11 protein-coding genes are annotated in these 15,951 nt (G+C 42.7%); 4 read left to right on the top strand and 7 right to left on the bottom strand.

Features of this window, described 5'->3' with window-relative positions; translation table 11 throughout:
* Positions 1–362 precede the first annotated feature (362 nt).
* Entirely contained in the window at positions 363–956 is a 594-nt protein-coding gene (locus tag QM629_RS16285; RefSeq protein ID WP_415160947.1) for a hypothetical protein, read from the top strand.
* 77 nt (positions 957–1,033) lie between these two features.
* On the opposite strand, the gene QM629_RS16280 is transcribed toward QM629_RS16285, so the two are convergent.
* From QM629_RS16280 to QM629_RS16260, 5 genes are all read right to left on the bottom strand, one after another.
* A complete protein-coding gene (locus tag QM629_RS16280; RefSeq protein ID WP_415160946.1) occupies positions 1,034–2,212 on the bottom strand; it encodes a PepSY-associated TM helix domain-containing protein in 1,179 nt (392 codons plus the stop codon).
* Between the two features lie 68 nt (positions 2,213–2,280).
* Entirely contained in the window at positions 2,281–4,662 is a 2,382-nt protein-coding gene (locus QM629_RS16275) for a TonB-dependent siderophore receptor (RefSeq protein ID WP_415160945.1), read from the bottom strand.
* 388 nt (positions 4,663–5,050) lie between these two features.
* Positions 5,051–6,325, bottom strand: a complete 1,275-nt coding sequence (locus QM629_RS16270) for an amidohydrolase family protein (protein ID WP_415160944.1) — start codon at positions 6,323–6,325, stop codon at positions 5,051–5,053.
* A 74-nt stretch (positions 6,326–6,399) separates the two neighbouring features.
* Positions 6,400–6,798 carry a four helix bundle protein gene (locus QM629_RS16265; RefSeq protein WP_415160943.1) on the bottom strand — a complete coding sequence of 133 codons (399 nt, stop codon included), beginning with the start codon at positions 6,796–6,798 and terminating at the stop codon, positions 6,400–6,402.
* Positions 6,799–6,886: 88 nt separating this feature from the next.
* Positions 6,887–9,898 carry an amidohydrolase family protein gene (locus QM629_RS16260; protein ID WP_415160942.1) on the bottom strand — a complete coding sequence of 1,004 codons (3,012 nt, stop codon included), beginning with the start codon at positions 9,896–9,898 and terminating at the stop codon, positions 6,887–6,889.
* A gap of 314 nt (positions 9,899–10,212) precedes the next feature.
* Here QM629_RS16260 and QM629_RS16255 point away from each other — a divergent pair, with 314 nt between their 5' ends.
* From QM629_RS16255 to QM629_RS16245, 3 genes are read left to right on the top strand one after another with little or no spacing between them, the layout of a single operon-like run.
* Positions 10,213–11,562 (top strand): glutamine synthetase family protein, encoded by a 1,350-nt coding sequence (locus QM629_RS16255; protein ID WP_415160941.1) that lies wholly within the window; start codon positions 10,213–10,215, stop codon positions 11,560–11,562.
* A 35-nt stretch (positions 11,563–11,597) separates the two neighbouring features.
* On the top strand, positions 11,598–12,665 hold the full coding sequence (locus tag QM629_RS16250; RefSeq protein ID WP_415160940.1) for a hypothetical protein: 1,068 nt from the start codon (positions 11,598–11,600) through the stop codon (positions 12,663–12,665).
* Positions 12,666–12,667: 2 nt separating this feature from the next.
* The gene (locus QM629_RS16245; protein ID WP_415160939.1) at positions 12,668–13,513 is read left to right on the top strand and encodes an HAD-IIA family hydrolase; all 846 of its coding nucleotides are present in this window, start codon (positions 12,668–12,670) and stop codon (positions 13,511–13,513) included.
* Positions 13,514–14,097: 584 nt separating this feature from the next.
* Here QM629_RS16245 and QM629_RS16240 read toward each other — a convergent pair.
* The gene (locus QM629_RS16240) at positions 14,098–14,409 is read right to left on the bottom strand and encodes a hypothetical protein (protein WP_415160938.1); all 312 of its coding nucleotides are present in this window, start codon (positions 14,407–14,409) and stop codon (positions 14,098–14,100) included.
* Between the two features lie 369 nt (positions 14,410–14,778).
* Positions 14,779–15,810, bottom strand: coding sequence for a radical SAM/SPASM domain-containing protein (locus tag QM629_RS16235; RefSeq protein ID WP_415160937.1), 1,032 nt, complete (start codon positions 15,808–15,810; stop codon positions 14,779–14,781).
* Positions 15,811–15,951: the final 141 nt, after the last annotated feature.

The raw sequence follows: 15,951 nt of genomic DNA, 5'->3' as shown, positions 1-15,951 counted from the left end.
ATTCATTTTGCCCATGCGATAATTTGCGACCATCTATCTTTTGGCCTATAAGTACTTCTAAATTTTGCATACGCAAAAGTAGGAAAATAAAGCGAGAAATGTCGCCTATCCTGTGAAATGGTTAGTACTGTATGAAAATGTAAAGCACAGCCAGTTTAAAAATAAATGGCAGCCAGTTGTTACATCCTATTCGTTTTTACCTGAATTTTATTTACAGGTATAACCAAAAAACACAATAATTAAAAAATGAAAACTTCAATTCTTACACTAATCGCGATTGCTTTTTTCAGCATTGCAAAAGCTCAGACGGCAGATGAAATTATCAGCAAACACCTTGCGCCATTGGCGGGAAAGACAAACTATTGCAAATAACCTCGCTGTATATTGAAAGCACAACCGAGGTGATGGGCAACCAGGCGCCTACCAAAACCTACATCGTGAACGGGAAAGGTTACAGGAATGAATCTGATTTTGGCGGCCAGCGCTTTGTACAGGTTATTACAGATAAAGGCGGATGGATGATCAATCCTTTCGGAGGCTCCGGGAATGCTGCTGCCATTCCGGACGACCAGTTTCATGCTTCTGCAGAAGCAGTTTATATTGACCCTTTTCTTGATTATGCAGCCAATGGCGCCAGGGTTGAACTGCAGGGCCAGGAAAAAGTTGGCGATGTAAATGCTTATAAAATAAAACTTACCAACAAGTATAATTCAGATATGTTTTTTTACTTTGACCCGGCCACATGGTATATTATTCAAACAGTGAACCAAAGCCAATCAAACGGGCAGCCGGTTACCGTAACGGTAACGTATGCTGATTACCAGAAAACAGATGCAGGCCTGGTTTTTCCCAGCAAAACACATTTGGACACAGGCCAGTTTGCATTGGATATGACAGCGAATAAAACAGAAGTGAATAAGGTAATTGACCTAAGCATATTTGATATGCCTAAGTAGTGAGTGTTTTAATATTGACCATAAAAAATAAGAGGCCGGATGTTTCAGCCTCTCATTTTTTATCACTTGCTGTTTTATCAGTTTATATATTTCGGTTCAACTTTTCTTTCAGCAACAGGCAGCGTTACGATTTTCTTTTTCTTTTTTCTTCCCCTGTTCCACCATATCAAAAAACCGGTAATGGGCAGCGAAGTACAAATAAGCCCGCAGATAAAGGTAAACAGCTTGCCCACCGGCCCCAGCCAGGTACCCATGTGCAGCTGCCACACCACATTTTCAATGTACTCTCCTTTCAGGCTTTTTGCAGGAAGCTGAAGGTCTTTGCCTGTGTATTTATCAATGAAGGCAAGTTGTGCATTTTCCGCACTTTTCAGCCCGAGGTTGGATGCTGTGGTTACCATATAAAAACCAGATGAATCCAGGTTATATAACCATATCTGTCCCAGCTTTTGCTGAGGATGTTTGGCAAACTCCCTATCGAAAACAGGATTGATGGCAATGGCAGGTTTGGTAAAATCGTTTTTGGGCATTTCTTTCTGCCATTTTGTTTCAATGTCGCCGCCAAAAAGCGTGGCCGTAGAGGCTGCCAGCGGGTGAAATGCTATAATCAGGCCTGTAACCGTTAGTATCAGGGCAAGCATGGAAGAATAAAAGCCCAGTACATTATGCAGATCGTAATTTACCCGTTTGAACCTGGCTTTCCATTTAATCTTAAAGCTGGCATCACGGGTGTGTTTGTTCCATTTTTTAGGCCACCAGAGTATGATACCTGAAATGATCTCAATCAGGAAAATGATCGTAGCAATATCCACAATCCATTCTCCTCCGCCATGCCACATAAATGCAGCATGCAGGTGTGCCATAATATAAAAGAAATTGGCGGTACGGTCATACTTCAATGCTTTACCGGTATAAGGATCTGCATATATAAAAGCCAGCCCTTTGCCCGGAGCAAAAACCCTGAAACGTACGGTTCTTTCCGGGTTTTTGTACACGGTTACTTCAGAAAGTCTGGCTGCCGGATACGCCTTTTTTATATTGGCCATTAGTGTTTCAATGGGCAATCGTTCAGGTTTTACCTCTTCAGTATAACGGGCTTTTCCGCCCGACCATTCAATAATTTCGTCACCATACACCACAATCGTTCCCGTTAATGCCACAAAAACGAGAAGAATACCGGCAAAAATTCCGGTCCAGAGGTGCAGCCACGCATTCACACGGCTGAAGATGGATTTTCCTGATTTCCCTTTATTCATATTAATTTAATTAAAAGGCCTAAGCACAACCGGGGGCTGTGCTTAGGCTAAAATATATAAATTACTTTTTAGAAACGATAAGTAACATTAAAAGCCAACATTCTTGTAGGCCCGGCAAACAGATAGGAATTATACGTATAATATTTCTCGTTGCCGATATTATCTATCTTGGCTGTGAGCCTGAATTTCGTGGCATCGTAAAAAACACTTGCACCAAAAACCGTGTAACCATTCAGGGTGATGGTATTGGTGTTGTTGGTAAAGCAGCTGCTCTGTCCATTGCCGCCTGCGCCGAAGCCAAAACCTTTCAGCGAACCGGAAGTGAAACCATAGTTCACCCAAATGTTGCCGGCATGGTAAGGAGCGCCTTCCACCCTGTTGCCTTCTATGGTTGACTGTGCAGTACCATAATATTTGGTATAACGGATGTCGTTGTAGCCATATCCCAGTGCAATGTTCAGGCCTGCAACCGGGTTGGCAAGGATATCCACATCCACACCACGGCTTTTCTGCTCATTGTCCTGTACATAGTAAGTGCTTACTGACCTCGGAACGTTTGTAACTTTAATGTCATAAACACTAACGGTACCGGTAAGGCGATGCTGGAACAGGTCAAATTTAACGCCGCCTTCCAGTTGGTTGGCGTATGTAGGTTTAAGCAGGTTACCCAGTGAATCTGTGTAGCTTACATTGCTATACCCATTGTTGTAGTTGGCATAAACAGAAAGGGCATCCTTAATAATTTCATAAGAAATACCGAGTTTGGGGGAATAGGAAGTTTGCTGGTAATCACTGCTTGTAGCCACAAACCTGTTGATACGCAGGCTTGCCATCAGCAGCAGCCTGTCTGTAACGTTCAGCACTTCGGAAATGTATGCACCGTAACTGTTCGTGATATCCCTGCTGCCGCTATATGTTGTGTAAGCAGCTATACTGTCCACCCTGGCTTTTTTAATCAGCTTCTGTGCCTCCGTAGCCGTAATATAAATTTTGTCGTAGGAAATAGAACCTCTGTAGGAGGCTACGTTGGTCCTGAAATAATCAAGGCCTACCAGCAACCTGTTACGCAACTTGCCAATCCTGAAGTCGCCGATAAAGTTTTGCTGGAACTGCTGCGTGTACAACTGGCTGTAAGGCAGGTCCAGAATACTTCTGGTAATGGTAGTCGTATCTGTAGTGGAAGCTTTGTTGGCTATGAGATAAATATAATGTGCTTCGTTGTTGCTTCTCGCTATTGCATAGTTAGTCTGTGAAGTCCATTGCTCAGACAGTTTGTATTCTGCCTGTCCGTTAACCGCCAATGTCTGCTGAGTACTATTGAAGTCCGGATTAATGTAAGAATTGGCAGGATCTAAATTCAAATCTTTAACATTACCGGCATATGTGCTGGTTCCTGTACCACCGGGAGGGGCATTAAAACCGAAGAGTACGAGAGGGCGAACACTTTTGTAATAATAAGCGTCAAAATGCAAAGTGAGCCTGTCGTTAGCTTTTATCAATAAGGAAGGAGCAAAGCCCACATTATTCTGAGAAAGTTGTTGAAACGTGTTTCTGTTATCGTACATTCCGTTAACCCGTAGCAGGGCAGTCTTGTCATCGTTCAGAGGGGTGTTGTAATCCACCGTGGTCCTTGCCAGTTCGTAGCTGCCGGTGGTAAAAGATACCTCTCCGCGTTTTACCTCTAATGGCTGTTTGGTAATGAGGTTGTACACACCACCATAGGATGCACTCGCATTACCACCAAACAAAGTAGCCGAAGGCCCTTTAATAGCTTCGATCCTCTCTATATTAAACAGGTCGGTCAGTGTTACATACCCGGTGGATACGCCATTTCTGTACATAATAGAGCCGCTGGAGAACCCACGGGACTTAAACGAAAGTGATGAACCGCCGCTACCGCCTACAATGGACATGTTGCTCACGCCCGGAATATTCAGTAATGCCTGCTCCGTGGTTGTAACCAATTGGTTTTGGAGCAGGTCTTTGGGAATTACCGCATAATTTTGCGGGTTCTCAGTATAGGAAAGCGGCATCCTGGCAACCTGGCCGCTGTTTTTATTAACATGGCGGTAAGAAGATGACACGATCACCTTGTCCAACACATTGGCTGTTTCCTCTAATTGTATATCGCCAACCGATATTTTTTCGGCATTCAGCTCAGCAGAAACGGTATTGGCCGTTACCCCAATAGACTTAACGGCAACCGTATATTGCCCGTAAGGGATATTTCTGAATTCAAAATGGCCGTTATCGTCTGACCTGGTTAATTTTCCCAACGGCACTAATACCACTACAACATTTTCTTCGGGCTGATGGTCTGCATTCAATACCCGGCCCCCGATAACACCGGTTTGTTTTGCCTGGGCTAAAGCCTGCCCGATGAATGTTCCTGAAAATATCAACGCAGAAAATAATAAAGCAGAAAATCTGATAACTTTTTGTTTAAACATGCAACATGATTCTTTTAGTGAAAAAAACCTTACAGTTATTAAGGAGGCGCAAAAATAAAAGTGAGGCTATCTTTTCTATTTATGAAATCGGGAAAGATTCAAAAGAATTGTTGCCTTGACAAATACAAGCATATACAGGTTTGGGAAAGCACGTAAACAAATGAAACAGCCTGCACAATTCAGAAGTTATGATAAAACACAGCAATGGCATCGCCATGCCCGGCCTTACAGGGCATTTCCTTATCATGTATCAATCAATGTTGTTTGCTTAAGGAACGTTTGTAAAGTCCCTCTCCTTTGGAGAAGCCTGGCTGGCGGCAAACAGGGATTTAGGGTAAGGCTAAACCGGCGCTTTAAGAGCGGCGCCTTAGCATGCAGTCAACATGGATTATTTGCCTATACCATATTTTGTTTTATACCGTTCGTACAACTGCTTCTGCACGTTATCAAGATTTAGCTGCCTGCCCTGTATGAACGCATAACCAATATTGCCTGACTTAATATCCAGCACATCGCCATCGCTTACAATAATATTGGCATCTTTACCTGCTTCCAGCGAACCGGTTTGTTTATCAATGCCTAAAATTTTTGCAGCGTTTAACGTTATGGCCTGCAGCGCCTGTTCTTTGGTTAAGCCAAAGCCAACAGCTACACCGGCATTGAACATCAGGTTACGGCCACGGTTCATTTCATCAAAATCGTTGATACAATACAATACGCCTGCCTGCTGCAACTGGTAAGGCAGTTTTGCGTACGTATCCACATCATCATCCTGCATTACCGGCAATGTGTGCATTTGATTCAGTATAACGCCAATATTGTTTTGCTTCAGGTAATCAGTGATCTTATTGGCTTCTGTGCCGCCTACGATCACCGTTTTAAATCCAAACGCTTTTGCAAATTCAACAGCGATCATCATTTCATTTACCATTTCACAATGCACAAAAAAAGTTTGTGTTTGATCGAATAATCCTTTTACTGCTTCAAATTTTATATTCGTTACCGTATGTGCCGGTTCGGCAAGATAGGCTTTTGCTTCGCGGAAGAAAGTGCGCACTTCATCAATTTGATTATATGCATTTTTTAACCTGTCTTCTGCATTATTCTCTGGAGAAGGAATTAAAGAAGGCATGCGGAAATGAATGCCATTGTCTTTCTGATATACGGCATCTTCCCAGTTCCAGCCATCTAATTGCATAACAGATGAAGCGCCGCTGATGATGCCGCCATCGGGAACAATGTTTGCCAGCAAAACGCCATTGCTTCTAACGGTGTTAATAATCTTTGAATCGGTATTATAGGCAACCAATGCATGCACGCCGGGATTTAATTCGCCTAATTCATCATCATCACGCTCAGAGCGTATGGCGCCTATTTCATTCAGGCCAATCTGGCTGTCGCTTAAAATTAAGCCGGGATAGATTTGTTTCCCGGAACAATCAATAATTTTTGCCCCATTTACATCAGCAGATTTACCCACTGCTGTAATTTTTCCATTTGAAAAAACAATGGCGCCATCTTCAATTACTTCCCCATTGCCCACATGAATGGTTGCATGCGTTAAGGCAATGGTTTCTTTTTGCGCAGGCGCGGGTAAAATGTTTGATTGCGCAAAGCCTTTTACAATGATTACTGAAAATAAGATTGTGAGCATATTTTTCATGATAAGTAGTTTAAATGTTTACGGGATTGCAGGTTCACAAGTTTACAAGTTCACGTGTTCACAAGTTCTTATGTTCATCTGGCTGACCTGAATTTAGTTCCCTTTAATTCGCTTGTTTGTAAATAGTCAATTAGTTTTTGAAGTAAAACAATTATTTCTTTGGCATGTTTATAAAGTAAATCAAATTCCTCCTGGCTTACATACTTTCTATCTAATGCCCTGTAAAGCTGCGAACGGAATTCACCACATGAACCCTTTGAAATATATAAAAACTGAACAAATTCCTTATTGCCACTTCGCTCAAAACCTTCGGCTATATTATCCATTATTGAACCTGAAGAACCTTCAATCTGGTCAATAAGCCTGTAGCTGTGCTTAAATTTTCCACCATCAATCAATTCACCTACAAACCTGCAAAGTGCTCTTGCTCTCTGCCAGGAAATGATGTCTTCAAAACATTTTATTGTTGCCATAATTTTAAAGTTTAAGCGTTTACGAGTTTAATACATCCGGTTCAATCAACTTGTGAACTCGTGAACAAGTGAACTTTTGAACTAAAAATCAAAACCCACCAACCAACGAATGAACCCTGTCTTCCTCGCATTCATTTATCTGGTCGAAAGTTCTTACCGCAGGCTGTGTTTTGGCGCCATCTTTTTTGGCAGCCAGCATTTTCTGAATAAGCCTGTTTCTTTCACTGGCTATATAAATGCGCAGGGTTGAATCGCGCTGCCTGTCGTAATATTCAATACCGTCAACATACGTTTTTTGTGCGGTGGCATATACGCTTAGCGGGTTATCGTTCCATAAAACAAGGTCTGCATCCTTGCCCGCTTTAATACTGCCAACCCGGTCTGCAATGTGCAGCATAATGGCAGGGTTTAATGTGCACGTTTTGAATGCCTGCTCCGGCGTGAGGCCGCCATATTTAATGGTCTTGGCAGCTTCCTGGTTTAAGTGGCGCGCCTGTTCTGCATCATCGCTGTTTACAGCAACGGTTAAGCCCACATCCGTCATTAAAGCGGCATTGTATGGAATGGCGTCCTGCACTTCAGCTTTATAAGCCCACCAATCGCTGAAGGTGGATGCATATACGCCGCGGGCTTTCATTTTATCCGCTACTTTATATCCTTCCAGTATATGCGTGAAGGTGTTTACTTTAAAATGAAATGAATCGGCTACATGCATCAGCATATTAATTTCACTTTGCACATAAGAATGGCAGGTTATAAATCTTTTTGAATGGAGGATTTCCGCCAGTGCATCCAGCTCCAGGTCTTTTCTTTTACCGGCGCTTTGTTTTTCATAATCTTCAGCATGGGTAAATGCATCTGTTAATACCTGTTCCACACCCATGCGCGTATTGGGAAATCGGCTGTTGGTTGGCGAAGAAGAACGTTTTACATTTTCACCCAGGGCAAATTTTATAAAGCCATCCCAGTCAGCAAATTTCATGTCTTCCGCATCCCTGCCCCATCGCAGTTTTATCAATTGCGTCTGGCCGCCAATGGTATTGCAGCTTCCATGCAGAATGTGGGAAGATGTTACCCCATCTGAAAGCTGGCGGTATATCTGTATATCTTCCGGGTCAATCACATCGCCCACGCGCACTTCCGCTGTTACGGATTGCGAACATTCGTTTATGCCGCCGGTGGCCGCAATGTGCGAATGCTCGTCAATAATGCCCGGTGATAAATACATGCCGGTTGCATCAATCTGTCTGGCGCCTGCGGCAGAAAGGTTTTTTCCAACAGCCGCTATCTTGCCGCCTTTAATCCATACATCGGTATTTTGCAAAATACCATCGGCTTCATTTGTCCATACCGTTGCATTTTTAATTAAAACATCTTCCTGCTTAGGCATATCCTTAAAACCATAACCAACAAACGGGTACAATACGCTTGTATCAATAAATTCTTTTTTCTTTTTCGGCCTGGCTGTATCAGGCTTTTCTATGTAAGGCGATGATGCAACCATACTCCATGCAACCGTATTGCCATAAGCATCATAACCCGAACCGTTCCATACGTCTTTATTAATGATGCCGGTAAGAAAATTGCTTTTGGAACTGTCTGCTTTAGCGCTCCATCTTACATTAACCGTATTGTTGCTGATGCTTAATTTAAGATCGGTTTTGGCTGTATCGCCTGCAGGCTTAATGGTTGCAGACAGCTTGTCTGGCCTGCCTTCCACAGCTACTTCATATTGCCTGTTCGTATTATTTTGTTTGATGGTAAGCTTATAATTGCCGCGATAGTCATTCCATCCTTTATCGGTTAATATAAATTGCTTGCCTGAAATCCAGTTTTGAAGAAAGATTGTTTTTTCATCAAATACAGGGCCGCTGGTAATGATGAAATTGGCAAGCTTGCCAGCATCAATACTGCCTGTTTTATCATACGCGCCAATTAATGTGGCAGGCGTTTTGGTTAAAGCGTCCAATGCCTTTGCTTCGCTCAGCCCATCATCAATGGCTGTGCGAAGGTTCTCTAAAAATTCACCCGGCGCCGTGCCGCTTGCAGTGAGGGCAAAATTCAAGCCCGCCTTATCAAACATGCCCGGTTCAAGCGGCGCCATTTCCCAGTGCTTCATTACGCTTAATGCAACAAGGCCTGTGGCATTGGGGTCTTCTACATCTACTGCTTTTGGAAAGTTTAACGGCAGGATGAAATTTGCTTTCGCAGCTTTCATTTCGGCCATGCGCTGGTATTCATTGCCGCCGCCTTTAATAATATATTGCACGCCAAATTCATTTGCAATTTTTGTTGCGCGCAGCACATTCCATTTATCGCCTGCATCAAAAATCTGCGGCAACGATTGATTATCGTTCCAGGCCTGTAAGGAAAGATTGGTGCCTTCGCTGGTTGACTTTTCCCGGTCTTCGGGTGTAAGATTTTTATACCATGCTGCATCAAGATAGGTTTGCCGCAATAAAGCAATAGCGCCCATTAGCGATGTTGGATAATCCTGTGTGGAACTGCCTCTGCTGAAAGAATAAAAAGCGGCCGCTTTTTCTTTCAGCATATTAAAATTTTCCTTTTCATCGCTTAAAGTAATAAGCGTACCCGTGCCCCGCGCAATGCCGTCCTGCAAATGCGAAAGCACAACACCGAAACCTATGCCGCGCAGGTCTTTGGCTTTATCTTCGTTTACCGCATATATTTTATAAGCGTCCGTCTCCGGCCTTATGGCCTGGTTCCAGCCATAAGCGCCTTTTGTATTGCTGACAAATTGTGCGCTGAAGCCGCGGCGCTGCTGCAGTTGCTGCGAAGTGGTGATGCCGTAATCGCTTATCAAATCAATAAAAGAAGGATAAATGTATTTGCCTTTGCAATCAATAGCTGCAGCATCTTTTGGTACAGAAAGATTGCTGCCCACCGCAATTATTTTGCCTTCTTTAATAATAAGCGTTGCCTCTTTTAAGGTTGTTTTGGAATCTTTCACAATGGTGGCATGGGTAAAGGCAACATAGCCTTCGCGATAGTCGTGAACGCCATTCACCGGGAAAGTTTCCTGTGCAGATACAACTGAAATAATGCAGCAGCAAAAGAGAAGCAGTTTGGTTCTTTTCATGAGCGGTATTCTGGTTTTATGAAAAAGATAAAATTAATGGCTACACATTACAATAAAAAAATTTGCTGAAAAAAAATAAGCCGCAGCGCTTATTATATTCCATGTTGCATAAAAATGCGCGGGGTTTTAACCTAAACCGCACAAATACATAAGCAACCAAAGCCTGTATTCATATATAGTTAAAAATAATTTCTACATATCCGGCACAGCATGCAATATGCTTGTGCCAGCCTTATTTAATAACGACTTATTTTTAATGCCCGCCACATAAACAAATACACTGCTTGCTTATCTTCGGCAAAGAATAACCATATATGAGCATTGATATTATACAACGGTTGCGGCAAAGCGGTACAGATAAAATAAAGTTTGCCGTTGCTGATATTGATGGCGTGTTGCGCGGCAAGGTCATCAGCATGAATAAATTTTTAAAGGCCGTGCAAAACGGCATTGGTTTTTGCAATGTGGTGTTTGGCTGGGATATGGATGATGCCTGTTATACCAACGGCGATGTAAGCGGCTGGCATACCGGCTATCCTGATGCGTTTGCTTCCATTGATTTGCATACTTACAGAACCATTCCCTGGCAAAATAATATACCTTTTTTTCTGGCTGATTTCAGCCATGCGCCTGAAGTGCAGGCGGCCTGTGCGCGCACCTTGCTAAAGAAGGTAAAGCAGGCGTGCGAGGATGCCGGCTTCAAAGCCGTTTTTTCCAAAGAGTATGAATGGTTCAATTTTACGGAAACGCCGCAAACATTAAGCGATAAGCATTATACAAACCCGCAGCCGTTAACGCCGGGCATGTTTGGCTATTCGCTGTTACGCACATCGCAGAACGATGCCTTTTATTATGACCTCTTCAATTTATTGAAAGCGTTTAATGTGCCGCTGGAAGGCTTGCATACAGAAACCGGCAACGGCGTGTATGAAGCCGCTATTGAATATGCGGATATACTTGAAGCTGCCGACCGGGCACTGTTATTTAAAACAGCCGTAAAGGAAATTGCATACAGGCACGGTTATATGGCATCGTTCATGGCAAAGTGGAACCATGCTTTGCCGGGTTGCAGCGGCCATATTCACCAGCATCTTGAAGATGCCAGTGGCCATAATATTTTTAGAGAGGAAAGCGATGTGGATGGTATAAGTGAAACTATGAGGCATTATATAGCGGGGCAGTTATATTGCCTGCCCTTTATAATGCCCATGTATGCACCAACGGTGAACAGCTACAAGCGGTTTGTGGAAGGCGCCTGGGCTGCCACAACGGTAAGCTGGGGCATTGAGAACCGAACAACGGCGCTGCGGGTTATTAACCAGGTGCCGGCTGCAACACGGCTGGAAACACGTGTGCCAGGCGCAGATACCAATGCATACCTGTCAATGGCGGCCAGCCTTGCCTCTGGTTTGTACGGCATAAAACATAAGCTTGCGCTTGAACTTGCGCCCGTTAAAGGCAGCGCTTACGATATAAAGGCTTTGCAGCGATTGCCTGCAGGCCTGCAACAGGCAACCCTTATTATGAAGAACTCACATATTGCCGCCGATTTATTTGGTGAAGCTTTTACAGATCATTTCATCCGAACCCGCGAATGGGAGTGCCAGCAGTTTGAAAAAGCCGTTACCAACTGGGAACTGAAACGTTATTTCGAAATAATATAAGGGATGCAGGATTTTAAAAGATTAATACACAGGCCATGCTGAACATTGATGAAAATTTGTTGCGGTTTATAGATTTTACGGCTATTGTAAGAGAAGCCTGGCAGGCTTATGACGATACACGAACGATCATACGCATTGTTGACATCAGCGCAAAAGTTTCAACCAACCACGTTTACCGCGTAACATTTGAAGATAACAGCTTTATTATAGCCAAGCTTTCCTATTATGGCCAGTTTGAACATTTTGAACAGGACCATACCATTATAGATGTAATGAGCAACAATTTGCCAGCGCCTTTTGAAAATTTGCTGGCCCGTTCGCTTATGAAAGGCAACAAGCTTTTCATCTACCGTTATCAAAACGATATTATTGATGCATGGGTTGTTTTTTACAGGCCTATTCAAATAAAAAAACGTGCGCCAAGGCGCCTTGATGATGAGCAGATAGAAAAGTTTGCCGAGCAACTGGCGCTGTTTCATAAAGCCTGTTTTAATATTCGCAAAACATTGCCAAAATCGTCCAAGTCTTTTAAAACAGATATTCTTACACTGCTTGATTATCTTGAAACAGATGATGGCCGTTACGAGCACCGCATGCACGAAAAGGTTATACGGGAACAATGCAATTTACTGCTGCAGCAGTTTGAAATATTCCGCTATTCAGGCATTGAGCGCATACCGGTTTTTGTTGACTGGAATATTGGCAATTTCTCCATCACATCTTCCTTCAGGCTTTTTTCACGATGGGATTATGACTGGTTCCGCATGTCAACCCGCATGATGGATTTTTATTTTCTCAGCCGCGTGGTATCGAATGTGGGCGACAGAACTGCATTTAGTTATTATATTGGGCCTTTGATGGAAGACCGGTTTATCCGCTTCCTGAAGGCTTACCATGCTGTGTACCCGTTAACCAGCATGGAGATTGTATTTTTAAAAGAAGTGTATCGTTTTTTTATTTTGAATTATGTGGTAAAGGATGGCCGTTATTTTTTTCATGAAATGTTTGCCGGCAAACTGCAGCGCGAAGCTTTTGAGATATACCTTCCATCAATTGAAAAAGAATTTAAAGCAGATAAATTATTAAAGGCACTTAACCTCTGAGCATGCGGATACAATCATTTTTTTCAATTGCAGAACAATTTAAAGTTGTGTTCCTGGATTCCTATGGTGTATTAAAAAATTACAATGGCCTTATTCATGGCGTGCGGCAAACCATTGAGTTTTTGCGCAGCAGGAATATTATCATCCGCATATTAACCAACGATGCTTCACGCAGCCAGCAGCAGCAGGCCGAAAGTTTTCACAGGCTTGGCCTGCACGACATACAGGAATATGAAATTGTTACATCAGGCATGATGGCCAGGCAATTTCTTGAACAAAAAATAACAAGCGGTAAAATAGCCTATCTCGGCACCGAGAATTCGGCGCATTATATTTTACAATCCGGGCTGGAACATATTCCTGTATGTGACATTGATCTGCTGAAATTAGACGACATCAGTGCGCTTGTTTTTTTGGATGACGAAGGTTTTGACTGGAATACAGACATCAATAAAACCGTAAACTTATTGCGCCACAAGAACCTTCCGGTTATTGTGGCCAACTCCGATAAGTTTTATCCCGTTTCCAGAAATGATGTGGCCGTTGCCACCGGTGGCATAGCCAAGCTTATTGAAAGCATGCTCAACAGGAAGTTCATTCATTTCGGAAAGCCCGATTCCCAGATGTTTATTTATGCCTATGACGAACTGAATACTACAGGCAGCTATAACAGGAATGAGATATTAATGGTGGGCGACACCCTGCAGGCCGATATACTTGGCGGCAATAAATTTGGCGTAAAAACCACGCTGGTGCTTTCCGGCAATACAAGCCGGGAAGATGCGCCATTGCAAATACGCTCCTCCGGCATCATCCCTGACTATATATGTGAATCTATATTGACATAAACTGAACCTGCCGAATAAAAATTCTTTATCTACTGCATCCTGTACCGCAATCCGCCATAGAACATCCTGCCCGTTACCGGGCCCCAAACAAGCGATGCATCAAAGTATTCGCTGAATGGCTGCGATGCGGCAATGATCACATGCTTCTGGTAGTAGCCGGTAAGGTTCTCCCCGCCGGCATATATACCAAGCCGGTTCTTTTTATCAAGCGTTTTGCTTACCTGCGCATTCAGTTCTTTACTTCAATTATAAACAGGTCGCATCCCGCTCCTTTTATGAGCCTCTTTTTAAGGGGTCAATTTAAAATGGTATTAAGGGGTCAATTTGATCGGTATATCCACCAGACGAAGTATCCGTTCTGTAACGGCAGCATTTGGGCAATAGCCCGGGATTTACACTTAATTAATGAGGTTCTTGTTTGGAAGTTTTCTATACAGTGTAAGATTGTTTCACACCCTGTTAATTGGGAACATTTCCTCATAATATGTAAAAAAAACGCCGGCAAATGCCGGCGCTTTCTGAAAGCAAAATTTACTACTTTATTTTACCATCACGCCTGTTCTCTATTACAGGCGTGATGCGTTTTATATGTTATGCACAGTTAATTTCCGGGCTCGCCGCAACCGGGGATTTTCATCAATTTTTACTACCACCCTTTTCATTTTCTCTTTTGGTGAAAATGCTGAAAAATTCACTTCAGCTGTTGCGAATTGAAATGCCTGATTATATTTTACAACGTCTCTTTTCATAGCTTCTTTTTTTGAAACTATTGAACTGGCTGTTAAGGATACTGAATGAACAGTTTGTTTAGTTTTATAAAAATAATCCAGCCTGGATTTTTGCGCAAACCCTGCAGTGGGTACCACAAACACAAAAACAATGATGGCTTTTTTCATTACTAAAGTATTTAATCATTAAAAGAGTTAATACAGCAGTAATCGCCAGCTATGCCTAATTTAAAGTATGCCTGTTAAGCCCGCATGCATCAATCAAATCCGTTATGAAAGACAAAAGCTTAATAGCTTTAGCCTTAATAAAACAGCAGTGTTTACAGTTTGCTTTATACAGTCCTGCTTAGTAAAAACAGGCTTATGCCCATACATGAGTTTTTCCTTACCTGTAATAAAGGGAAGAATATTGGCATAATATTCCCAATTGCCAAAATTATGCGCCACAGAATGGTATCTATAGTACAATTGTAATATTTAATGGTTGATATTGTAAATTAACTTTATTATAATCGGGGGGGGTATTACTACACTTGTTTAATCTTCCCAAACAGTAAGGCCTTCGCTGCAGTTGGCGCAGATATCAATATTCTTGCGGCTTTTCATGAGCTCGCTGCGAAATTGTTTGTAGTTGTCGTTATGCCATACTTCCTTAAACGATTGCGTATTTAAATTGCCCAAACGGTGCATGGCGTCCTTGTCAAAACAGCAGGGCACTACCATGCCGTCCCAGGTTATTACATTGGCGTGATGCAGTTTCCAGCAATGGTTTTTCATGCCGCTCTTGCTTTGCATAACCCCGTTTTTATCCCGGCGGTAACGGCTGTATTTATCAATGGTGGGAATAAGGTTATGCGGATCGTTTTCATAATCATATACCTGGGCGGTTTTAAAACGCACCTGGTCAACACCAATTTCTCTGGCAAGGCGTTTAATATCTTCTATCTGGTGCTCGTTTGGCTTTACCACCAAAAACTGGAAGAAGACAAACGGCGTTTTACTCTTTAATTCTTTTTTCCATTTTATAATATTGCGGGCGCCCTGCAACACCTTTTCAAGGTTACCGCCCACACGGTATTGTTTATACACATCCTGCGTGGTGCCGTCAATAGAAATAATGAGGCGGTCGAGGCCGCTTTCAACGGTGCGTTTGGCTTTTTCATCGGTAAGAAAATGTGCGTTGGTTGATGTGGCCGTATAAATGCCCTTATCATGCGCATATTTCACCATATCGAGGAAATCGGGATTGAGAAATGGCTCCCCCTGAAAATAAAAGATAAGGTATAAAAGCTCTTTATGAATGTCGTCAATGGTTTGCCTGAAAAAGTCTTTTTTCAGCATGCCGGTGGGCCTGGTAAAGGCGCGCAAACCACTCGGGCACTCCGGGCAGCGCAGGTTGCACGAAGTGGTTGGCTCAAATGAAATGGAAATGGGATAACCCCATTGCAACGGCTTTTTCAACAGCTTGCTTAACTGGTAACTCGCCATAACCTGCACCGCATTAAAAGCGCGGCGAAAGGTGAGCTTGGAGAAAAGGTTTTTCGTATCGTTCCAGTTAAAATATGCCATAAAAGAGCGTAAAAATACAACATGCAGCTTTAATAAAATGTTTATAAACGTCAGGGGCTTGTCATAATTGGAAATAGCAGTATTTTTACGGGCTTACAGCAGAACTATCTGAAACTATAAATCATTATAATACGTTCTCGC

Source organism: Parafilimonas sp. (genome assembly GCF_047606085.1).
Taxonomy (GTDB): domain Bacteria; phylum Bacteroidota; class Bacteroidia; order Chitinophagales; family Chitinophagaceae; genus Parafilimonas.
The sequence above is the reverse complement of the archived record's forward strand: the minus strand, read 5'-3'. Positions and strand labels throughout refer to the sequence as shown.